Here is a 21436-nt window from a genome sequence, read left to right as displayed (position 1 = left end):
CCGGATGACGACCCGTCATCTCATTCGGCGGACGGGAACGGGAGCCGATCCGGGCTCCCGTTCGTCCATTCAGTGACGCCGAAGAACGGGCGACGGATCACGAGCGACGGAGGTGGCGACGCCATGGCCGGTTTCCGGAGTCTGGCGAGACAGGTCCGCGACCCGCGGAGCGACCTGGCACTGCGGCGGTATTCGCTGCGCAAATGCCTGGAGCGCTTCGCCCCCTACGGTCACCGGGCGACCTGGGACCATCTGTGCCGGAGGCACGGAATCGGCCCGGAGGACCGGGCCCCGGACCCGGCGCGGCTGGTGCGCGCGCTGGAGGAGCTGGAGCGCGCGCGGGGGGTCTGGCTCGCCTACGAGGCCGGCTTCGCCGCGCGGCGCAGACGGGAGAAGCACGACGGACTGCGGCGGCCCGCCGCGTTCGACGACTGGCACCTGCGCACCTGGGGCGGGAACGGGGTCGCCCGCTGCGACGATCCGGCCGTCCATCCGCGGGCGGCGCTCGCCGAGGTGCTGGTGCGGCTGATCTCGGCGCTGGAGGCCGGACCGGGCAGCGGCTGCCCGGTGTGCGCGGGACACCGCCTCGCCTGGCGCCAGGACCTGGACGGCGAGCCGTGGTCCGGTCCGGTCTGCGCGGACTGCGGGATCGTCGTGCCGCAGCCGGTGCTCACGCCGGAGGCCCTGGCCAGGGCCCGCCGGACCCCGGTGGACCGTCTGGCCCCGGTCGGCTGAGCACCGGCCGCCCCTCGCACACCGCCCGCGCTCACCCCTCCCGGGCCGGGCGGACCGCCTTTCCACGCTCCGGCATCAGACGAGAACCGCTCATGCGCTCACCGGAGACGTCGTCCGGGTTGGAGAGCACACAGGTCTCCAACGAGAGGCAGCCGCAGCCGATGCAGTCGGTGAGGTGGTCCCGCAGCCGGCCCAGCTGCCGGATGCGCTCGTCCAGCTCGGAGCGCCAGGCCGCCGAGAGACGGGCCCAGTCCTCGCGGTTCGGCGTGCGCTCCTCCGGCAGTTCGGCCAGCGCCTCGCGGATGGTCGCCAGCGGGATGCCGACGCGCTGGGCGGCGCGGACGAAGGCGACCCGGCGCAGCGCGTCCCTGGCGTAGCGCCGCTGGTTGCCGCTGGTGCGGCGGCTGCTGATCAGGCCCTTGGCCTCGTAGAAGTGCAGGGCCGACACGGCGGCCCCGCTGCGCGCGGAGAGCTGGCCGACCGTGAGTTCATGGAGCGTCTGTGGGATCTGGGGCACTCATCGAACCCTACGTGGCCCGGTCGCGGCCCATCGGCCGTTGACAGGAACCGGCCCGCCCACGATGCTGAGCAAGCGCTTAGACAGCGCTCGGAACGGACGTCGGAGCGGAAGGCAGGGACCAGGGACATGGCGGAGCCGAGGATCTTCACATCCGCGCAGGAACTGCGCGACGGTGTGGGCGAGCAGCTGGGATACAGCGACTGGCTGGAGATCGAGCAGAAGCGCATCGACCTCTTCGCCGAGGCGACCGGGGACCACCAGTGGATCCACGTGGACCCGGAGCGCGCCGCGGCCGGTCCGTTCGGCACCACGATCGCGCACGGCTACCTCACGCTCTCGCTCCTCCCCGCGCTCGTCCCGCAGGTGATGCGCGTCGAGGGCATGAAGATGGGCATCAACTACGGGACCAACAAGGTCCGCTTCCCCTCCACGGTCCCGGTGGGCTCGCGGCTGCGCGCGACCGCCGTCCTGAAGAGCGTCGAGGAGGCGGGCGGCGGCGTCCAGGTCACCGCCGTCGTCACGGTCGAGCGCGAGGGCGGCGAGAAGCCGGCCTGTGTCGCGGAGTCGGTGTCGCGCTACTACTTCTGAGCGGTACGGCACGGCCCGCTCCGGGCGGTACGCACACGACGAGGGCGCCGGTCCCCCCGGGGAACCGGCGCCCTCGTGTGCCGTGCGGTCAGTCCCGGGCCGCGACCATGCGCAGCACCAGCCCGGCGTACAGCTCGCCCACCTCGTCGGGGGTGCGGCTGCCGCGGGTGTTGAACCAGCGGGCCACGTCGATGCAGAGCGACAGCACGGCGAGCGTGGTGCCCGGCACGTCCGCGACGTCGAACTCCCCGGCGGCCACGCCCTCGTCGATGATCCGCCGGACGACCGCGTCGCTGCGGCGGCGCAGTTCGACGATCTCCGCGCGGTGCTCCTCGGCCAGCGCGTCGAGTTCGTACTGGACCACGCGCGCCGTGGTGTGGCGCTCGGCGTGCCAGCGGCAGAAGGAGCGCACCGCCTCGGCGAGCCGCTCGGCCGCCGTGCCCCCGCCCGAGGCGGCGGTCTCCAGAAGGGTGAGGGCCCGGTCGTGGCCGATCCGGCTGATCCGGTGGAGCAGCTCTTCCTTGGTCTTGTAGTGGATGTAGAGCGCGGCCGGGCTCATGCCGGCCCGGCCCGCGATGTCGCGGGTGGTGGTGGCGTGGTACCCGCGCTCGGCGAAGGCGTCGACGGCCGCGACGAGGAGCCGCCTGGCGGCCTCCGGCGTCACTTCCTCCCACGGCGTTCCGCCGTCGGTCTCCTCCGCCGTGCTCATCGCCCTCGCCCCTCTCCGTCAGCAGGACGAACACCATACCCCGATCCTGAGCAAGCGCTTAGGGTCGGCCGGGAAGGGTTCGATGGGTGAGACGCGCGGGGCTCAGAGCTTCTGGAACGGGTCGTGCTCGGCGAGGATCTTGTCCAGCCGGGCCTGGTCGACCCGGCTGACCAGCTGGCCGGCCTCCTGACGGTCCCGGATCACCTTGGCCAGGGTGAAGGCGGAGGTGACCAGGTAGAGCACGCCGATGGCGAGGAAGCCGCGCACCCAGGCGTCCGCGTCCAGGGAGTAGATGCCGACGGCGACGGCGCCGATCGCGACCCCGAAGGACGCGACGGCCTGGCCGTAGAAGGCCGCGGTGTTCTGCTGTTTGACCGATGTCGTGTCACTCATACGGCCCAGAATCCGCCACTGTGGCGCATGCCACATCCGTACGGATACTCAGACGGTACTCAGCCCCGGGCGGCTCAGAAGGCGGAGACGCCGGTCAGGGCGCGGCCGATGATGAGCTTCTGGATCTGGCTGGTGCCCTCGTACAGGGTCATCACCCGGGCGTCGCGCAGCAGCTTGCCGACCGGGTACTCGTCGATGTATCCGTAGCCGCCGAAGACCTGGAGGGCGTTGTTGGCGGCGCGGACGGCGGCCTCGGAGGCGAAGAGCTTGGCCCGGGAGGCGGCGGTGGCGAAGTCCTGGCCCCGGTCGATCAGATCGGCGACCCGCCAGGTCAGCAGCCGGGCCGCCTCGACATCCACGGAGATGTCGCTGATGAGTTCCTGGACGAGCTGGTGGCCCGCGATCGGGGTGCCGAACTGTTCGCGTTCACCGGCGTAGCGCACGGCGGCGTCCAGGGCGGCCTGGGCGATGCCCACGCATCCGGCGGCGACCGACATCCGCCCCTTGGCCAGGGCGGACATGGCGAGGGAGAAACCCTTGCCCTCGGGGCCCATCAGGGCGGAGGCGGGGACGCGGACGTCCTCCAGCACCAGTTCGGCGGTCGCCTGGCCGCGCAGGCCGAGCTTGCCGTGGATGGTGCGCCGGGTGAGGCCGGGGGTGTCGGCGGGGACCAGGAAGGCGGAGACGCCCCGGTGTCCGGGGGTGTCGTTGGTGCGTGCGAAGAGGAGCACCACATCGGCCCAGGTGCCGTTGGTGATGAACATCTTGGTGCCGTTGATGACGTAGTCGCCGCCGTCGCGCACGGCCCGGGTCGCCAGACTGCCCGCGTCGGAGCCGGTGCCCGGTTCGGTGAGGCCGAAGCAGCCGACCGCGTCCCCGGAGGTCAGCCGCGGCAGCCACTGCCGCTTCTGCTCCTCGTCGCCCCAGGCGGCGATCGTCTTGGCCACCAGCCCCAGGGAGACCGAGACGATGCCGCGCACGGAGGAGTCGCCGCGGCCCAGTTCCTCGGTCACCAGGCAGTACGCGAGATGGTCGCCGCCCGAGCCGCCGTACTCCTCGGGGACGGTGAGCCCGAGGAAGCCTAGGGCGCCCAGTTTCTTCACGATCGACTTGTCGACGTTCTCGCTGCGGTCCCACGCGACGACGTGCGGGGTCACCTCCCGCGCGACGAAGTCCTCGGCGAGCTGCCGGACGGCCGCCTGCTCCTCGCTCAGCTCCAGGTCCACCGCTCGGCCCTCCAGGTTAATTAGCACTGCTAGTTTTCTTGGCGCAGGGCCTACTATGTGCCGCATGGCCCGCCCGCGCAAGCCCCTCCTCAGCAGAGACCGCATCGTGGATGCGGCGAGCGCCCTCGTGGACGCCGAGGGGCTCGACGCCGTCTCCACGCGCCGGCTCGCGGCGGAGCTCGGGGTCAGCGGGCCCTCGCTCTACAACCACTTCCGCAACAAGGACGAGATCCTGGACGCGGTGGCCGACGCCGTCTCCGCACAGGTCGACCTGTCGATGTTCGACGCCTCCGACGGGCGCGACTGGCGTGCCGCGCTGCACGACTGGGCCGTCTCCTACCGTGCGGCGCTGGCCGCGCATCCGCACATCGTGCCGGTGCTCGCGCAGGGGCCCGGACGCCGTCCGGCCGGGCTGCGGGTCGCCGACGCGGTGTTCGGCGCGATGGTCCGGGCGGGCTGGCCGCCGGCCCAGGCCACGTACATCGGCGCGCTGATGCGCTACTTCATCACCGGATCGGCCCTGGGCTCCTTCGCCCGGGGCTTCGTGGACGACGCGGCGGCGTACGACCCGGCCGACTATCCGCACCTGGGCCAGGCCCATCTGCTGGCCGAGCACGACCGGAAGGTCGACGAGGGCGCCTTCGAGACGGGGCTGCGGGCCCTGATCGACGGGCTCGCGCTGCAGTACGCGCCGCGCCCCTGACCGCGCGGCCGGGGTGGCGGCCGGCCCGCCGCGTCCGCAGACTGGTGCGACGCGGACGCGTCCGGCGCCGCCGTGGGGAGGACCCGTCATGGCGAGGAGCACCGAACGGCGCGACGGCCGCGCGAAGGACGACGCCGCCCTCGCCGATGCGGCCCGGCACGGCGGGCCCGCGCTGAAGGGCTTCGACGTGCTCGACAGCGGCGACGACGATCCGGTCCTGGTGACGCCGGAGGGCCGGGCCCGGGACGCCTGGCGCGAGGACTACCCGTACAGCGAAAAACTCGGCCGCAAGGCGTACGAGAAGTCCAAGCGGGCCCTCCAGATCGAACTGCTCAAGCTCCAGCACTGGGTCAAGGAGCACGACGAACGCCTCGTCGTCCTCTTCGAGGGGCGCGACGCCGCGGGCAAGGGCGGCACGATCAAGCGGTTCACCGAGCACCTCAACCCGCGCGGCGCGCGTGTGGTGGCGCTGGAGAAGCCGACCGAGCGCGAACGCTCGCAGTGGTACTTCCAGCGGTACGTGGCCCATCTGCCGACGGCCGGCGAGATCGTGCTCTTCGACCGCTCCTGGTACAACCGGGCCGGTGTGGAGCGGGTGATGGGGTTCTGCACGACCCGGGAGTACCTGGAGTTCATGCACCAGGCCCCGGGCTTCGAGCGGATGCTCGCCCGCGACGGCATCCACCTGGTGAAGTTCTGGTTCTCCGTCTCGCGCAACGAGCAGCGCAACCGGTTCATGATCCGCCAGATCGACCCGGTTCGGCGCTGGAAGCTCAGCCCGGTCGACCTCGCCTCGCTCGACAAGTGGGACGCGTACACCGAGGCCAAGGAGCTGATGCTCTTCCACACGGACACGGCGGACGCCCCGTGGACCGTGGTGAAGAGCAACGACAAGAAGCGGGCCCGGCTGGAGGCGATGCGCCACGTCCTGCACCGCTTCGACTACCCGGGCAAGGACCCGGAGGTGGCCCGGGAGCCGGACCCGCTGATCGTGGGCCCGGCCTCCCAGCTCTTCGAGAAGGGCGAGATGGCCTCCCGGCTGCTCACACCGGGGCGGTCGGACATCGTCTGAACCACCCGCCCTAGAAGACCACCAGCGCCCGGCCGCCCTTCCCCGCGATCATGTGGTCGAAGGCCTCCGGGATGCCGTCCAGCCCGATCCGGTCGGTGACCATCATGGAGAGGTCGAAGCGGCCCTCACGGATGTGGGCGGCCAGGACCGGGAGATCGCGGGCCGGGTCGCTGTTGCCGTACACGCAGCCGGTCAGCGAGCGGCCCCAGTGGAAGATCTCCAGGGCGTTGAAGGTGACCTGCTGGTCCTTGCCGCCGATGCCGACGACCGTGGTGCGGCCGCCCCTGCGGGTGGACTCCCAGGCGGCGCGGATGGTGGACGCCCGGCCCACGCACTCGACGGCCACGTCCGCGCCCCGGCCGCCGGTGAGCCCGCGGATCTCGCGGGGTGTGGTGTCCGAGGCGACGACGTAGTCGGTGGCCCCGGCCCGGCGGGCCAGGTCCTCCTTCTCCGGGGAGACGTCGACCGCGATGATCTTCGAGGCGCCGGCGATCCGGGCGGACTGGAGCACGGCGAGGCCGACGCCGCCGATGCCGAGGACGACGACGGACTCGCCGGCGCGGACCCGGGCGCTGTGGTGGACCGCGCCGTAGCCGGTGAGCACCGCGCAGCCGAGCAGGGCGGCGTCGGTGAGGGGGATGCCCTCGGGGGCGGGCAGCACGCAGTTGGCGGCGACGACGGTCTCCTCGGCGAAGGCGGCGACGTTGAGCCCGGGGTGGAGTTCCGTGCCGTCGGCGGCATGGGCGTGGATGTTCGCCGCCCCGGCCAGGGCGTCGGCGCAGAGCCACACCTCGCCGATGCCGCAGTGGTGGCACGCGCCGCATGACGGCGCCCAGTTGAGGACGACCCCGTCGCCGGGGGCGACATGGCCGACGCCCTCGCCGACCGAGACGACCGTGCCCGCGCCCTCATGGCCGAGGACGGCGGGGACGGGGAGCCGCATGGTGCCGTTGGACAGCGAGAGGTCGGAGTGGCAGACCCCGGCGGCGGCGAGGCGGACCCGCACCTGGCCGGGGCCGGGCTCCGGAAGCGTGATGTCGGTGATCTCCAGCGGAGCTCCGACGGCGGACAGTACGGCGGCGCGGACCACGGACTGACTCCTTGCTGATCGGGGTGCGGGGGCGGACGGGGTCTGTCCGACCACGCCCGGCAGGGCGGAATGGACGGACGGACCCCAGGGGCTCAGAACTGGAAGGACTTGGTCTGGAGGTATTCGGCCAGCCCGTGGGCGCCGAGTTCGCGGCCGACGCCGGACTGCTTGTAGCCGCCGAAGGGCGCGAGCGGGTTGAAGCGGCCGCCGTTGATGTCGACCTGGCCGGTCTCCATCCGGCGGGCGAAGGCCACGGCCCGCTCGTCGTCGGCCGCCCAGACCGCGCCGGCCAGGCCGTACACGGTGCCGTTGGCGATGCGCAGGGCGTCCTCCTCGTCCTCGTACCGGAGGATCGAGACGACCGGGCCGAAGATCTCCTCCTGGGCGATGGTCATCTCCGGGGTGACGTCGGCGAAGACGGTGGGGCTGACGTAGTAGCCGGTGGGCAGCGGGGCCTCGGGGCCGCCCGCGACCAGGCGGGCGCCCTCGGCGACGCCCTTCTCGATGTAGCCGCGCACCCGCGTCCGCTGCTTGGCGTTCACGAGCGGACCGACCCGCTCACCGGGGACGTACTTGGCGACGGCCTCGGCGGCGAGGGCCACGGCCTCCTCGTACCGCTCGGCGTCCACCAGCATCCGGGTCCAGGCGCTGCACGTCTGGCCGGAGTTGGACATGACGTTGGCGATGCCGACGTTGACGGCCTTGGCCAGGTCGGCTCCGGGCAGGACGACGTTGGCGGACTTGCCGCCCAGTTCCAGGGCGACGCGCTTGACGGCGCCGCCCGCCACCGCGCCGATGGCCCGGCCGACGGCGGTGGAGCCGGTGAACGAGACCAGGTCGACGTCCGGGTGCTCGGCGAGGGCCTGTCCGGCGACCGGGCCGAGGCCGGTGACCAGGTTGAAGACCCCGGCGGGCAGCCCTGCCTCCGCCGTGGCGTCGGCGAAGGCCTGGGCCGTCAGCGGGGTGTCCTCGGCGGGCTTGAGGACCACCGTGCAGCCGGCCGCGAGGGCGGGGGCGACCTTGGCGACGATCTGGTGCAGCGGGTAGTTCCAGGGGGTGATCGCACCGACGACGCCGACCGGCTCCAGCAGGACGGTGGAGTTGCCGTGGCGCTCCTCGAAGGCGTACGTGGCGGCCAGTTCGGCGTACGAGCCGGCGACCAGCACGGGCAGGCCCGCGTGGACGGAGCGGGCCAGTTGCGGCGGGGCGCCCAGTTCGGCGGTGACCGTATCGGCGATCTCCTCGGCGCGGGCGGCCAGCACATCGCGCAGGGCGCCGATCAGGGCGGCACGCTCGGCGGGCGGGGTGGCGGCCCAGCCGGGGAAGGCGGCGCGCGCGGCGCGGACCGCCGCGTCGACGTCCTCCGCCGTACCGGCCGGTACATGGGCGATGACCTGCTCGTCCGCCGGGTTCACCACGGCGATGGTGTCCGTTCCGGCGGCGGGCCGCCACGCACCGCCGATGTACATACCGTCATGGGCCTTCATGGCTGTTCCTTCCGGGTGCGGGGCGGACGGGGTCGTCCGCGCCCCAAACTAGCGCTGTTAGTTTTCCGGCGCCAGAGACGCCGGTCACGTGCCGCCGCCCCGTCCGCCGAACGGCGGGACGGGCCCGGGAGAGCGGAGGGCGGGGCGGCGCCGGGCCCGCCGGAAGGCCCGGCGGACGGTGGGTAACGCGCCAGTAACGGTCCCCCCGTAGCGTCCCCGACCGGGACCGCCCCTTCCGTGCCCCGATCGCGGAGGGGGCGGGGGCCGCTCACACCGCCCCGGCAGCACACCGGTCCCCGCCGAACCCCGGCCGTCGCCGACACGGCGGCCCGCTCAGGGCCGGCGGCGGGACCGCCGAGGTGCGGTCGTCGCAGTCCCCCGGGCATCCACCCGGGGGCTTCGGCGTGTCCGGATTGACGGGTTAAGGTTGCGCCCTGATGGGCACAGACGCGACGGACCACGGCACGGACACCGCTCCCCCTCTCCTCCGTCTGCACCTTTTCGGCGGTTTCCGGGTGACTCGTGACAGCGGCCCGGCCCTGGCCGAACGGTGGCCCCGCCCCAGCGCCCGCGCCCTCGTCAAGCTCCTCGCCGTCTCCCCCGGCCACCGCCTCCACCGCGAACAGGCCATGGAGATCTGCTGGCCGGACGCGGACCCCCAGGCCGCGCTGGGCAGCCTGCGGGTCGCCCTGCACGCCGCCCGCCGCGCCATCGAACCGGAGCTGGCGCCCCGCGCCTCCTCGTCCTATCTCACCTCCGAGGGCACCCTGCTGCGGCTCGATCCGCGGACCGTGGTCATCGACGCGGACGAGGCGGAGATCCTGGCCGAACAGGCGCTCGCCGACGGCGCCACCGCCTCGCTCACCGCCGCGCTCGCCGCGTTCACCGGCGAACTGCTGCCCGAGGACCGCTACGCCCCCTGGTCCGAGGCCCGGCGCACCCTGCTCGACGCGCTGCGCGACCGGGTCCGGCTCGCCCTGGCCGAGGCACACCTCGCGGACGGCGAGAACGAGCGGGCGACCGAGGTGGCGCTGCGCGCGCTGGCCGCCGCGCCCGCGGAGGAACGGGCCCACCGGGTCCTCATCGAGGCGTATCTGCGCCAGGGGCTGCGGCGGCAGGCGGTGCGCCAGTACCACCTGTGCCGGCAGGCGCTCGACAGCGAACTGGGCATACGGCCGGGGCCCGGCACCGAGCGGCTGCACCTGCTGGCGCTCGACGCCACCACGGCCGTCCTGCCCGCCGAGGCCGCCCCGGTGCTGCCCGCGGCGATCCGCGCCCCCGCCGGTCCCCCGCTGCGCGGCCGGGACGCGGCACTGCGTGCGCTGCTGTCCGACGAGGGGCCGCCGGTCCGGCTGATCGGCGGCGAGGCCGGGGTCGGCAAGACGCGGCTGACCACGGAGGTGGCACGGACCGCCGCCGGGGCCGGCACCACCGTCCTGTGGGGCGCCGGCCACGACGCCGAGGGCCACACCCCGTACGGCGTCTTCGTGGAGGCGCTGGACGCCTGGCTCGCCGACCGGCCGCCCGTGGAGCGGGCGCGCATCGGCGGCGAGTACCCGGAACTCGCCACCCTGCTCCCCTCCCTCGGCCAGATCGGCGCCGGGCGCGAGCGCAGCCCCGAGGAGGAGCGGGACCGCTTCTTCCGGGCCACGGCGGGACTGCTGGGCGATCTCGCTGCGGGCGCGCCGGTCCTGGTGGTCCTGGACGATCTGCACGCGGCGGACGCCGGTTCGTACCAGCTGCTGAGCCGGCTGGCCCGGCGGGCGGCGACGACCGGGGCGGGGCTGCGCTTCGTGGTCACCTACCGCGCGGAGGAGTTCGACGCCGACGACCCGCGCCGCACGGCCCTGGAGGCCCTGGTGCACGGCCGGCTGGCGGAACAGGTCGAGCTGGGGCGCCTCGACCGGGACCAGTGTCTGGCGATCGCCCGGGACGCAGGCGCCGAGACGGGCCTGGACCGGGTGTGGGAGCTCTCCCTGGGCAACCCTCTCTTCGCCCTGGAGCTGGCCCGTACGGTCCACGAGGGCGGGGACGAAACGGCCGGGGACGCCCCGGGTGCCCCGGAGGGCGTGCGTCAGCTGGTCGCCGCGCGGCTGGCCCGGCTGGGTCCGGCGGCCCGGCGGGTGGTCGAGGCGATTTCCGTCACCGGGGGCAGCGCGGCCCTCGCGGAGATCCTGGACGTGGCCGGCCAGGGGCTGCACCCGGCGCTCTCCCCCGCCGAGGCGACCGACGCGGTGGACGCGGCGGTGACGGCCTCGGTGGTGACGGAGCGGCCCGTGGTGGTGGGCGGACGCTCGCTGCCCGGCCTCGCCTTCCGCCATCCGCTGGTCCGGCTGACCTGCTACGACGGCCTGTCCGCGGCCCGCCGCCGGCAGCTGCACTCGGCGTACGCGGAGGCGGTGCTGCGCCACCGTCCGGACGCCGTCGACACCCTGGCCACCCAGCTCACCCGCGCCGACGACCCGCGCGCCACCGGCTATCTGCGGCAGGCCGCCGAACGCGCCGCCGCGCTCTGCGCCAACGACACCGCCGACCGCTACTACGCCGAGCTGACCGCCCGCCTCGACGCCTCGGCCGCCGAGGCGGCGCGGGCCCGGATCGACCGGGGGGCGGTGCTGCGCCGCATGGCCCGCTACCCGGAGGCGGCGACGGTGCTGCGCGAGGCGCTGGACGACATGGTGCGGCGGGGCGACGAGGACGGCCGGGTGCTGGCGGCGGCCCGGCTGAGCGAGGTCCTGATGAAGACGCGCGGCGCCGAGGAGGGCGAGGAACTGCTGCGGGTCCACCGCCCGGGACCGCAGACCCCGGCGCTGACCGTGGCGACGCACCATCTGGCCGCCGGCGGGCTGCGGTTCGTCTCCGGACGCTACGAGGACGCGCACATCTCGGCCCGGCTGGCCCAGGCCGCGGCGCACTCCGTCCCGGGCGGTGAGCGGCGCGGTCTGCTCGCCCGCGCGCTGGGCATGCAGGCGACCTCCCTCGCCCTCGCCGGCCGCTTCGACCTGGCCCGCCCCGCCGCCGAGGGGGCGCTGCCGCACGCGGAGGCGTACGGGGACCAGGACGTGCTGGTCACCACGCTCTCGGTCTTCCGCGAGCACGCCCGCCGGTCCGGCCGGCTCGCCGAGGCCGTCTCCATCGGGCAGCGGGCGATGAAGCTGGCCGAGCACACGGGTGATCCGACGGCGGTCGCCTTCGAACGCGCCAATCTCGCCGAACTCCATCTGCTGCTGAGGGAGTTCGAGCAGGCCGAGGAGCATGCGCTGGCCGCCGTGCGGGACGGCGGCCCGGAGCAGAGCTGGTGCACGGCGTACGCCCTGGCGGCCCTGGCCCGGGTCCGGCTGCTGACCGGCGGGGCGGGCGCGGGCGAGCTGCTGGAGCGGGCCGGGCGCGCCGCCGAGGAACAGGCCGACCGCCAGGCCCTGCACGAGGTGCGTACGGCGCAGGCCGAACTCCTGGTCCACGAGGGGCGTCCGGCCGAGGCCGTGACCCTGCTGGGCCGGGACCACGGGCCGGGCACCGCTCATCTGCTGGCCTGGGCCGAGCTGCGCTCCGGCGACCCGCGCGCGGCCGTCCGCCGCGCCGCCGAGGAGACGGAGCGGGCGGAGCGGGTCGGTGAACGGCTCACCGAGACCGAGGCGCGCACGGTCCTGGGGGCGGCCCTGGCCGCCTGCGGGCAGCGGGCTGCGGCCCACGAGGAGTTCGGCCGGGCCGCGGCCCTCGCCGCCGGACTCCCCTACCCGGCCGGTGCGCACCGGGTGCGGCAGGCCCGGGAGGCGGCGGGGCCGCTCACGGACGCGGACTGAGGGTCCGTCCGCGCGGCGGCCGTACGCCCGGGTCTCTCCGGCGGCTCAGACCTCCAGTCCGGGGACGTCCTTGGGCAGCGGGCAGATCCGGCGGCCCTGGTGGTCGAAGACGTACAGATGGGCGAGGTCGACCAGGAGCGGAACCTGGCCCCCGGTGCGCAGCCGCATGTCGGGGCCGGTGCGGACGACCAGGTCGCTGGAGGTGATCGCGGGCCGGTCGGGGCTGTGCACCCCGGCGGGCAGGGAGTCGTCCGGGGCGTCCAGGACGGCGACCGAGCCGCCGGACTGGCCGGTGGCCCGCTCCTTGAGCCGTTCCAGCATGCCCATGCCGCCCTGGCCGCGGCGCCTGCCGCGGACGGCGGAGCGGTCCTGGCGGGCCGACTCCAGATCGGGCACGACGGCGGGCCGCGAGCCGGTGTTGAGGTGCACCAGCGCCTCGTGTCCCTGGTACTCGACGTGCTCGACGATGCCGCTGAGCGCGACCTCGCCGGGGCGGGCCTGGCTCGGCGGGGCGATGCGGACGGCCTCGGAGCGCAGTCCGACGATGATGCGCCGGCCCTGCTGGATGCGGAGCAACTGGTGGTCGGGGCTGAGCGGTTCGGGCAGCGGCAGACGCTGGCGCCCCAGGTCGATCGACATCCGGCCCTCCAGGGGCGCGTGGACGACGGCCTGGAGCAGATTGATCCGGGGGGTGCCGATGAAGGCGGCGACGAACACGTTCTCCGGCAGTCCGTACACCTCGCGCGGGGTGGAGACCTGCTGGAGCACTCCGCCGCGCATCACCGCGACCCGGTGCCCGAGCGACATGGCCTCGGCCTGGTCGTGGGTCACGTAGACGGTGGTGACGCCGAGTTCCTTGGTGAGCTGGGATATCTCGGCCCGCAGATGGTTGCGGAGCTTGGCGTCCAGGTTGGAGAGCGGTTCGTCCATCAGGAAGGCCGAAGGTTGGCGCGAAATCGCCCGCCCCATGGCGACCCGCTGGCGCTCGCCGCCGGAGAGCTGGCCCGGGAGGCGGTCCAGGACGTTCTCGATGCCGAGCATCCGCGCGGTGTTCTCGATGCGCTCGTTGTGGTCCTGGCGCGGGTTCTCCAGCTTCAGCGGGAAGCCGATGTTGGCGCGGTTGGTCATGGTCGGGTAGAGCGCGAAGTTCTGGAAGACCATGGCCATGCCGCGTTCGCGGGGGGTCAGGTGGTTGGCGGGTTCGCCGTCCAGAAGGATCTCGCCCTCGGTGATGTCCTCCAGCCCGGCGATCATGCGGAGCACGGTCGATTTGCCGCAGCCGGAGGGGCCCAGCAGGACGACGAACTCGCCCGGCTCGACGGAGAGGGAGAGGCGGTCGACGGCACGCGGGGACCGTCCGTAGGCCTTGCTGACGTTGTTCAGGGTGATGGCGCGAGTCATGTTGGTTCCGCCCGGGAGGGTGATGGTGGAGCGGTGGGGAGCGGCAGCAGTGGGCCGAAATTAACCCATGACGCAGGGTGAGGGAATGACTCGCGCAAAGGTTGGGGCGTACGGAATCCTCCGTGCCGGAAGTGTCGGGAGGGATTCCGGTTCACTCGAAACTTTCGGTCCCTCCTGAGCTCCCCCTCCGTCCGCCCGACCACTCGCCCACACCCGGTCCGTTCAGTGCGCGGGCGCGACCGTCACGGGGATCCCGTTGAGCACGGCGGTGCCCGAGAGCGGGTCGAGCCGGCTGCCGTCGACGAGCTGGTTCACATTCACCCCGGGTTCCCGGGCGGCGACCGCCGTGCGGGTGCCGGGGCGGTGGTGGCCCCAGCCGTGCGGCAGGCTCACCACTCCGGTCCTGATGTCTTCCGTGACCTCGACCGGGACCGTGAGGGTGCCCCCGCCGGACCCGACCGTGGCCCGTCCGCCGTCGGTCAGTCCGAGGCGTGCCGCGTCCTCGGGGTGGATGTGCAGGGTGCAGACGTTGGAGCCGCCACGCAGGGCCTCGATGTTGTGCAGCCAGCTGTTGTTGGACCGCAGATGGCGGCGGCCGACGAGGACGAGGGCGTCGGGCTCGCGGCGTTCGCGCAGCGCCCGGCGCAGCCGGGGCAGGTCGTCGGTGATCGGTACGGGGAGCAGTTCGACGCGTCCGCTGCGGGTGCGCAGGATCTCCGGGACGCGCGGGGCGAGGGGGCCGAGGTCGATGCCGTGCGGGCGGTCGAGGAGCCGGTCCAGGGTGAGCCCCTCGGGATCGGCGCCGAAGCCCTCGCCGTACGGGCCGAGCCGCAGCATCAGGTCCAGACGCCGTTCGGCGCCGGTGCGGCCGGTGAGCGCGGCGGCGAGATCGGCCGGGTCGCGGCCGTGGACGGGCGAGAGCGGGTCGGCGACGGCCTTGCCGAGGGCGCCGTCGACGACCAGGGCGTCGACGGCGGCGGGGTCGGTGCCGTGGGCTCCGGAGACGGCGAGGACGAGGCGGGCGAGGATCTCGCCCTCGTCCATCCGGTCCGGGTCCAGGGGGACGGCGGGGCGGGTGTAGCGGACCTGGTTGCGGACGGCGAGGGTGTTGAACGCGAAGTCGAAGTGGGCGCTCTGCGCGGGCGGCGGCGGGGGCAGCACGACGTCCGCGTGGCGCGAGGTCTCGTTGAGGTAGGGGTCGACGCTCACCATGAAGTCCAGCCCGTCGGCGAGCGCGGCGTCGAGCCGGTCGCCGTCGGGGGCGGAGAGCACGGGGTTGGCGGCGAGGACGAACAGGGCGCGGATCCGCCCCGGGCCGGGGGTGGTGATCTCCTCGGCCAGGGCGGCGACGGGCAGTTCGCCCTTGGCCTCGGGGTGTCCGGAGACCCGGCTCGTCCAGCGGCCCAGGGCGAAGCCCCGGCCGGGGGCGGCGGGGCGCGGGGCGCGGGCGGTGGCGGACAGCGGGAAGAGGGCGCCGCCGGGGCGGTCGAGGTTGCCGGTGAGGACGTTGAGGACGTCGACGAGCCAGCTGGCGAGGGTGCCGTGGTCGACGGTGCAGCTGCCGATGCGGCCGTACACGGCGGCGGTGGGGGCGGCGGCGAGTTCACGGGCGAGGGTGCGCAGCGTCGCGGCGTCCACGTCGCAGGCCCCGGCGACCGCCTCCGGCGCGAAGTCCTTGAGGGCGTCGGCGAGTTCGTCCAGACCCTCCAGGTGCGGGGCGAGCGGGCCGGGATCGGTCAGCTTCTCCTCGAACAGGACGTGGACCAGGGCGGCGAGCAGCAGTGCGTCGGTGCCGGGGCGGACGGCGACATGGCGGTCGGCGAGGCGCGCGGTGCGGGTGCGGCGCGGGTCGACGACGGTGAGGGTGCCGCCGCGCCGGCGCAGGGCCTTGAGCCGGCCGGGGAAGTCGGGGGCGGTGCAGAGGCTGCCGTTGGATTCCAGGGGGTTGGCTCCGATGAGCAGCAGATGGTCCGTGCGGTCCAGGTCCGGTACGGGGATGCTGTGGGGGTCGCCGAAGAGGAGTCCGCTGGAGACGTGCTTGGGCATCTGGTCGAGGGTGCTGGCGGTGAAGAGGGACTTCGTCCGCAGCGCCGCGAGCAGGGCGGGCGGGTAGAGGGCGCCGGCCACGGTGTGCACGTTGGGGTTGCCGAGGACGACGCCGACGGAGTCGGGGCCGTGGTCCCGGAGGATGTCCGGGACGGCGCGGGCGACGGTGTCGAAGGCCTCGTCCCAGGTCGCCCCGGTCAGGACGCCGTCCTTGCGGACGAGCGGGGTGCGCAGCCGGTCGGGGTCCGCGTCGAGTCCCCCGAGGGACGCGCCCTTGGGGCAGATGAACCCCTTGCTGAACACGTCCTCGCGGTCGCCCCGGGCGCCGGTGACCGTCCCTCCCTCGATGGTGAGGACGAGCCCGCAGGTGGCCTCGCAGAGCGGGCAGATGCGCAGGGCGGTACGGGAGTTGCTGGGGTCGTGCGACATGGGCCCTCCCCGGGGCTGCGGCGGACACGGCCGGGCGGGGTTGAGCATACCGACCGGTACGCATGCCGGGGAGCCCTCCGGCGGTCCGGGCGCCCCGCCGCCCCGGGGGGGCCGTTCAGTCCAGGATCCGGGCCAGATAGGCGTGGATCAGGACACGGGTCTCGGTGACGATCGCCCCGTCGCCCGCGGGGTCGGAGCGGAAGGCGAGTTTGAGCAGGGCGTCGGCGGCCTCCACGCAGATCAGGACGGAGCGGAGCAGGTCCTCGTCGGCGGGGCGGCCGAGGTGGCCGGAGAGCAGGTCCGCGAGCCGGCCGGCGACCCGCTGGTTGGCGTCGTCGGCCGGGTCCTCGTCGGGCGCGGGGGCGCCGAAGTCGATGAGGGCGAAGCCGGGGACGGTGCGCTTCATGGCGAGGTACTCGTCCAGGACGGCGTCGATGGCGCCGCGCCAGTCGTCGGCCGGGACGGCGGCGAGCCGGGCGGAGATCCGTTCGGCGTAGCTGTCCAGATTGCGCAGGGCGAGGGCGTCGGCGAGGGCACGCTTGTTGGAGAAGAAACGGTAGACGGAGCCGATGGGCACACCGGCGCGGGCGGCGACGGCACGGGTGGAGAGCTGTTCGTAACCGGTCTCGTCGAGGAGTTCGGCGCAGGCGTCGAGTATCCGGACCAGGCGCTCGGCGCTGCGCTGCTGCACGGGGGCACGACGGAGGTTCGCGTTCGCATGGGGCACGGGTTCCATGATGCCGTGGGCTCCCTCTCCGGGTCGGTGCGGTGCGCGACCTCAGGCGATGAGCAGGGCGAGGCCGCCGCAGGTGTACGCCACCATCAGGACCAGGAGCGGGAGTTGGCCCGCGACGGCGCGTCCGGGCGGGAAGAGCCGCACGGACCGGTCGTGGGCGGCGACGACACCGAGGACGTGGCCGGTGACGATCGCGAGGACCTGGAGGGTGGCGATGCCGCCCGGCCCGAGGAGCGGTTCGGGCGGGGCGGGGTTGTCGGTGCCGAGTGCCATCATGACGGTGCGTGGGGATTCGGTGACGAAGAGTGTGAAGTAGTGGGCGACCAGATAGCCGAGGGAGATCGGGACCAAGGAGTGCGCGAAGGCCGTGAGGGGGTGGTCGAAGCGGCCGGAGATCAGCCGGGTGGCCCCGGCGCACAGGGTGTAGAGCGCGGCGACGAGGACGACGGCGGCGAGGAGGCCGAGGGTGGCGGTGGTGGTCCGGCCGAGTGCCGAGGTCTGGACGGTGGTGATCCAGGAGGGGGCGTCGGAGAATCCGTCGTAGGCGGTGGAGCCGAGCATGACGCAGACGGTGGCGACGAGTCCGGGGAGACGGGGGGTGGCGTCGAGTCCGTTGAACGGGGAGCGGACGACGAGGCTCCGGTCGGCCCGGCGGCCGAGGGGGGAGAGCCGGCCGAGGAGGCGGGAGTAGACCTCGAAGGCGTCGGCGTGGTCGAACCAGCGGGCGCCGTACCGGACGGCACCGGCGAGGTGGAGAACGGTGTACGCGGCGAGGAAGGTGAGCAGCGCGGTCGCGGACGCGGGATCGGGGGCGACGAGTTCGAGCCAGGTGAAGGCGAACAGCCCGGCCGCCGCGGGCCACATGCCCAGCCACGGGGGCGGCGGCGGGCCGGCCGCGGGGTCGCGCCCGAGGGCGCGGCAGAGGGCGAGGTGCAGGGTGCGCAGCGGGTTGAGCAGGGCCCAGACGGGTCCGCACAGCAGGGAGGCGGGGACGAGCCCGACCCAGAGGAGTACGTAGACGGCGCCGGGAGCCGGATTGCGGTCCGGGTCGTCGGGGCCGAGCAGCAGACAGAGCAGGACGGCGAGGGCCGCCGCCAGACCGAGGGCGCGCAGGGCGGTCCGGGTGGCGGGGGCGTCGGCGGCGCGCCGGACGGGGTCGGGCAGCGGCCGGCCGGCCCGGTCGCCGCGGAAGCGGGAGTCGGACCAGAGGAGCCCGAGGGCGAGGAAGGAGACGAAGAGTGCGGTGAAGGCGCCGGCGAAGGCGTAGAAGGGCGAGAGCGGCAGATCGTGCTGGGCGCCGATGCCGTGGGCGAGGACGCTCACGGCATCGGGCGCGGGGGTGCCCGTCACCGGACGACGAGCTGGGTCAGCAGCAGATCGGACTCATGGGTCTCGACCTCGAAGAGTCCGGTGCGGTCGGCGGTGAAGGTGACCGTGACGGTCCGCCCCGCGGGCAGGCGCGCCTCCTTGTCGTAGCCGTGGACGTGCAGGGTGTCGTCCCGGTCGCTGCGGACGCGCAGGCGCACGGTGCGGCCCTTCCCGACCTCGGTGCGGCCGGGGGCGGGGCTGACCTTGCCGTCGCGCACGGCGACGTCGACGGTGACCGTGTCGTCGGGGGCGGAGTCGTCGGGTGCTCCGGAGGAGGCGTCCGTGCCCGGGGCGGCCTCGGCGAGGGTGGTGGAGGCCCGGACCGGGGTGGAGCCGACGGCCCAGGCGGTGTGGTCGTCGGCGTACAGCCCGGCGGTGAGCCGGGTGCCTCCGCCCGCGGCACGGATGAGCGACTTCGGGAGGTGGTACCAGACGCCGTAGACCCGGGCGAGCGGGTGGCCGTCGAGGAAGAGCCGGGCGTGGCCGCGTCCGGCGAGTGCGGCGCCGCCGACGCTGTCGGGGGTGAAGCGGAAGTTGCGCACCGTCAGACGGACGTTCCAGCCGTCCTCCGAGTCGGGCCGTACGGTGACGTTCACCTCGGGCGCGCCGTCGGCGTCGACCCGGCGCAGCCGGTGGCCGTCGCCGTCCTCGGCGGTCAGCAGCCGGCCGTTGCTGCCGGTGTCCTCCGCGTGGCTGGTGCCGGGCTTGTGGTGGGTGGTGGCCCGGCCACCGCACGCCCCCGCGCCGAGGGCGAGGACGGCGGCGGCGACCAGGGCGAGGGCGGCGCGGGCCGGGCGGCGGCGGTTCACGAGGGGGTCCCTTCGGAGGATCCGTCGGGGGCCGATCCGCCGGCAACCGGTTCGTCGGCCACCGGTCCGTCGGGAGCCGATCCGCCGACAACCGGTCCGTCGGCCACCGGTCCGTCGGCGACGGGTTTCTCGGCCACCGGCTTCCCGGCCGCCGAACCCTCCGGGGCCGGGGCCGTCGCGGCCGGCACGAGAGCACCGTCCGCCTCTCCCCGGTCGCCGTCACCATCGTTCCCGTCGGCGTCACCGTTCCCGCCTCCGTCCCCGGCCCTCTCCCGGGTGCCCTGCTCCCCGTGGCGGGCGGCGGCGATCACGGCCCAGACGACCCAGACGAGTCCGAGGAGTCCGCGCACCCAGGCCGGGCTGAGCGGGATCCACGGGATCATGAACACGCCCTTGTCCAGGGCGTCCAGTAGTGTGAGGCCTCCCAGCACCACGGTGGTCCAGCCCAGCCGGGGCCGGTCGCGGCGGAGCACCAGGCCGATGCCGGTCCACCAGAGTCCGGTCAGCAGCAGGGCGAGGGCGGGCACATAGGTGGCGGCGAGCCCCATGGTCGATCCGGCCACGTCCAGTCCGAGGCCGACGAGGCCCAGGAGGCTCGCGGCGGTGGCGAGCCGGCTCGTGCGCATCCGGCGCCACCACAGCACCCCGCCGACGAGCACCAGCACCACGGCGATGCCCAGGGCCGCCTGCACCTCGATGCGTTCGATGCCGCGCGCCCCGTACCAGTCGCAGCCGGCCGGCAGCCGTCGCGCCTGCACGTTGTAGTCGGCGCAGACCAGCAGCTGGGCCAGTTTGACGGGCTCGCCCACCAGCCGGTCGGTGGAGCCGCTGACGGAGCCGCGGGAGCCGCCGCAGACGGGCAGCGAGCGCGGGGTGGAGTCGCCGGTGCCGGACTGCCAGCAGTTGCCGTCGCCCTGGCCGTCCCACCACACGTCCGAGCCGTTGGGGCGGGAGCGGCCCTGCTTGTCCGTGCCCAGGTGGTTGTTCGCGTAGCGGTTGTGGTGCGAGGTGTCGGTCTGCTTGCCGAGGGCGTTCTCGCCGCGGATGAAGGCGGGGACGGCACTCAGGAAGAAGGCGGCGCGCTTCTGGCCGTAGATCCAGTTGTTCTCGTAGAGGTTCCAGTTGCCGCCCGCGGTGATGATGCCGGTGCCGGGCGGCATGGAGATCTGCGGACAGACGACGCCGTCCTCGTAACCGCGTTCGACGGGCGGCTTGGCGCAGGTGCCGTCGGCGACGTACGGGTAGTAGTCCGCGTTGTTGTCGTGGATGAGGTTGCGCTCGAAGCGGGCGTGGTTCTGCGGCAGGCCCGGGTGGCCGGGGAAGGCGCTGTCCATCGAGGCGCCGCCCATGTTGTGGTCGAACTCGTTGTCGTGGACGTAGACCGAGTCGCCGGCGGTGCCGGAGTAGCCGACCATGCTGTGGTGGCTGCGGCAGCCGGTGATCTCGATCGAGTAGCGCGGGACGTCGTAGCCGTAGCCGTCGTTGATGTTCGACGCGCTGCCCGGGTAGATGCCGGAGTCGCCGTTGCCGTACGACTCGCAGTTCTTGTAGAGGCCGTGGTCGCTGGCGAAGGTGAGGAAGCCGTACTCGTCGTTCCAGCGGGTCAGCACGTCGTCGATGACGAAGCCGTCCTGGGCCAGCACGTACAGCGAGTTGAACGTGGTGCGCTGGGCGGTGAAGTTCTTGAAGTAGACGCCGTCGGACTTGTCCGAGCGGATCGCGTTGAGCTTGCGGTACTTGGCGTCGATGACGACATCGGTGCGCGCGGCGCCGGTGCCCTCTATCTGGAGGTCCTTCTTGCCGAGGATCGCCACCAGGTTCTGGTTGTGCGGGCACTTCGCCTGCTGGGCGTAGCTCAGGATCTGGTAGCCGAGCTGCGAGTTGGGGGCCTTCAGCCGGGAGCACTCGCCGGTGGGCTCCGGCAGCGAGGGCTCCTCCTCGTAGAGGCCGGGCAGCACCGCGATGTTCATGCCGGGCCGGTCGACGGCGTCGACGGCCTGCTGGAGGTGGCGGTAGCCGGAGGTCACGCACCGCTCGAAGAGCGTCAGGTTCCGGGTGCGCAGCTCGGCGGGGAAGCCGGAGATCCGGCGTTCGAAGTCGGCCCGGTCGGTCTTGCAGACGAGGAGATCGGGCTCGCCGGTGCGGTACACGGGGACGCTGCCGGTCCCGTCGGGCAGGGTGACCGGCCGTTCCTCGTGCGCCTGGGCGGCCGGGGCCGCGAGGAGGGCGGCGGCGAGCGCCGCCAGGACCACCAGAAGTCTTCGTGTCCACGACATGTGCGGGAGAGTAGAGCAATGTTCATGTTTTGAGACCCCCCTGCG

The 21436-nt window shown here is 73.8% G+C and carries 17 protein-coding genes; 5 read left to right on the top strand and 12 right to left on the bottom strand.

Annotation, left to right across the window (positions count from 1 at the left end; genetic code table 11):
- The first annotated feature begins 123 nt into the window (after positions 1 to 123).
- The gene (locus tag ACFVDM_RS34480; RefSeq protein WP_383650014.1) at positions 124 to 735 is read left to right on the top strand and encodes a hypothetical protein; all 612 of its coding nucleotides are present in this window, start codon (positions 124 to 126) and stop codon (positions 733 to 735) included.
- Positions 736 to 766: 31 nt separating this feature from the next.
- On the opposite strand, the gene soxR is transcribed toward ACFVDM_RS34480, so the two are convergent.
- The gene (gene soxR, locus ACFVDM_RS34475) at positions 767 to 1252 is read right to left on the bottom strand and encodes a redox-sensitive transcriptional activator SoxR (RefSeq protein ID WP_383650009.1); all 486 of its coding nucleotides are present in this window, start codon (positions 1250 to 1252) and stop codon (positions 767 to 769) included.
- A gap of 129 nt (positions 1253 to 1381) precedes the next feature.
- Here soxR and ACFVDM_RS34470 point away from each other — a divergent pair, with 129 nt between their 5' ends.
- Complete coding sequence (locus ACFVDM_RS34470; RefSeq protein ID WP_383650006.1) at positions 1382 to 1843, top strand: MaoC family dehydratase; 462 nt, start codon at positions 1382 to 1384, stop codon at positions 1841 to 1843.
- An 88-nt stretch (positions 1844 to 1931) separates the two neighbouring features.
- Here ACFVDM_RS34470 and ACFVDM_RS34465 read toward each other — a convergent pair whose 3' ends face one another.
- The 3 genes from ACFVDM_RS34465 to ACFVDM_RS34455 form a co-directional block, all read right to left on the bottom strand.
- Positions 1932 to 2552, bottom strand: coding sequence for a TetR/AcrR family transcriptional regulator (locus tag ACFVDM_RS34465; RefSeq protein ID WP_383650003.1), 621 nt, complete (start codon positions 2550 to 2552; stop codon positions 1932 to 1934).
- Between the two features lie 102 nt (positions 2553 to 2654).
- On the bottom strand, positions 2655 to 2945 hold the full coding sequence (locus ACFVDM_RS34460; RefSeq protein ID WP_383650001.1) for a YiaA/YiaB family inner membrane protein: 291 nt from the start codon (positions 2943 to 2945) through the stop codon (positions 2655 to 2657).
- Between the two features lie 74 nt (positions 2946 to 3019).
- Entirely contained in the window at positions 3020 to 4171 is a 1152-nt protein-coding gene (locus ACFVDM_RS34455; protein ID WP_383650147.1) for an acyl-CoA dehydrogenase family protein, read from the bottom strand.
- 64 nt (positions 4172 to 4235) lie between these two features.
- Between ACFVDM_RS34455 and ACFVDM_RS34450 the strand changes: the two genes are divergently transcribed.
- Together ACFVDM_RS34450 and ppk2 are read left to right on the top strand one after the other, a co-directional pair.
- Entirely contained in the window at positions 4236 to 4874 is a 639-nt protein-coding gene (locus ACFVDM_RS34450) for a TetR/AcrR family transcriptional regulator (protein WP_383649998.1), read from the top strand.
- Positions 4875 to 5061: 187 nt separating this feature from the next.
- Entirely contained in the window at positions 5062 to 5946 is an 885-nt protein-coding gene (gene ppk2 / locus ACFVDM_RS34445) for a polyphosphate kinase 2 (RefSeq protein WP_383650145.1), read from the top strand.
- Between the two features lie 10 nt (positions 5947 to 5956).
- Here the strand turns inward: ppk2 and ACFVDM_RS34440 are convergent, their stop codons facing one another.
- On the bottom strand, positions 5957 to 7036 hold the full coding sequence (locus tag ACFVDM_RS34440) for a Zn-dependent alcohol dehydrogenase (RefSeq protein ID WP_383649995.1): 1080 nt from the start codon (positions 7034 to 7036) through the stop codon (positions 5957 to 5959).
- A 92-nt stretch (positions 7037 to 7128) separates the two neighbouring features.
- The gene (locus ACFVDM_RS34435; protein WP_383649992.1) at positions 7129 to 8523 is read right to left on the bottom strand and encodes an aldehyde dehydrogenase family protein; all 1395 of its coding nucleotides are present in this window, start codon (positions 8521 to 8523) and stop codon (positions 7129 to 7131) included.
- Positions 8524 to 8960: 437 nt separating this feature from the next.
- On the opposite strand from ACFVDM_RS34435, the gene ACFVDM_RS34430 reads away from it, so the two are divergent.
- Positions 8961 to 12326 carry an ATP-binding protein gene (locus ACFVDM_RS34430; protein ID WP_383649989.1) on the top strand — a complete coding sequence of 1122 codons (3366 nt, stop codon included), beginning with the start codon at positions 8961 to 8963 and terminating at the stop codon, positions 12324 to 12326.
- Between the two features lie 45 nt (positions 12327 to 12371).
- Here the strand turns inward: ACFVDM_RS34430 and ACFVDM_RS34425 are convergent, their stop codons facing one another.
- From ACFVDM_RS34425 to ACFVDM_RS34400, 6 genes are all read right to left on the bottom strand, one after another.
- Entirely contained in the window at positions 12372 to 13727 is a 1356-nt protein-coding gene (locus tag ACFVDM_RS34425) for an ABC transporter ATP-binding protein (RefSeq protein WP_383649986.1), read from the bottom strand.
- Between the two features lie 222 nt (positions 13728 to 13949).
- Positions 13950 to 16202, bottom strand: a complete 2253-nt coding sequence (locus ACFVDM_RS34420) for a molybdopterin-dependent oxidoreductase (RefSeq protein WP_383649982.1) — start codon at positions 16200 to 16202, stop codon at positions 13950 to 13952.
- A gap of 115 nt (positions 16203 to 16317) precedes the next feature.
- Positions 16318 to 16938 carry a TetR family transcriptional regulator gene (locus ACFVDM_RS34415; RefSeq protein WP_383649978.1) on the bottom strand — a complete coding sequence of 207 codons (621 nt, stop codon included), beginning with the start codon at positions 16936 to 16938 and terminating at the stop codon, positions 16318 to 16320.
- Positions 16939 to 16980: 42 nt separating this feature from the next.
- On the bottom strand, positions 16981 to 18288 hold the full coding sequence (locus ACFVDM_RS34410; RefSeq protein WP_383649974.1) for a hypothetical protein: 1308 nt from the start codon (positions 18286 to 18288) through the stop codon (positions 16981 to 16983).
- Entirely contained in the window at positions 18285 to 19115 is an 831-nt protein-coding gene (locus ACFVDM_RS34405) for a hypothetical protein (RefSeq protein ID WP_383649970.1), read from the bottom strand. The genes ACFVDM_RS34410 and ACFVDM_RS34405 overlap by 4 nt, the downstream gene beginning before the upstream one ends.
- Positions 19112 to 21391 carry a right-handed parallel beta-helix repeat-containing protein gene (locus tag ACFVDM_RS34400; protein WP_383649966.1) on the bottom strand — a complete coding sequence of 760 codons (2280 nt, stop codon included), beginning with the start codon at positions 21389 to 21391 and terminating at the stop codon, positions 19112 to 19114. The genes ACFVDM_RS34405 and ACFVDM_RS34400 overlap by 4 nt, the downstream gene beginning before the upstream one ends.
- Positions 21392 to 21436 lie beyond the last annotated feature (45 nt).

Origin of the sequence: Streptomyces sp. NPDC057682, assembly GCF_042799575.1 — a bacterium.
GTDB lineage: Bacteria > Actinomycetota > Actinomycetes > Streptomycetales > Streptomycetaceae > Streptomyces.
The sequence above is the reverse complement of the archived record's forward strand: the minus strand, read 5'-3'. Positions and strand labels throughout refer to the sequence as shown.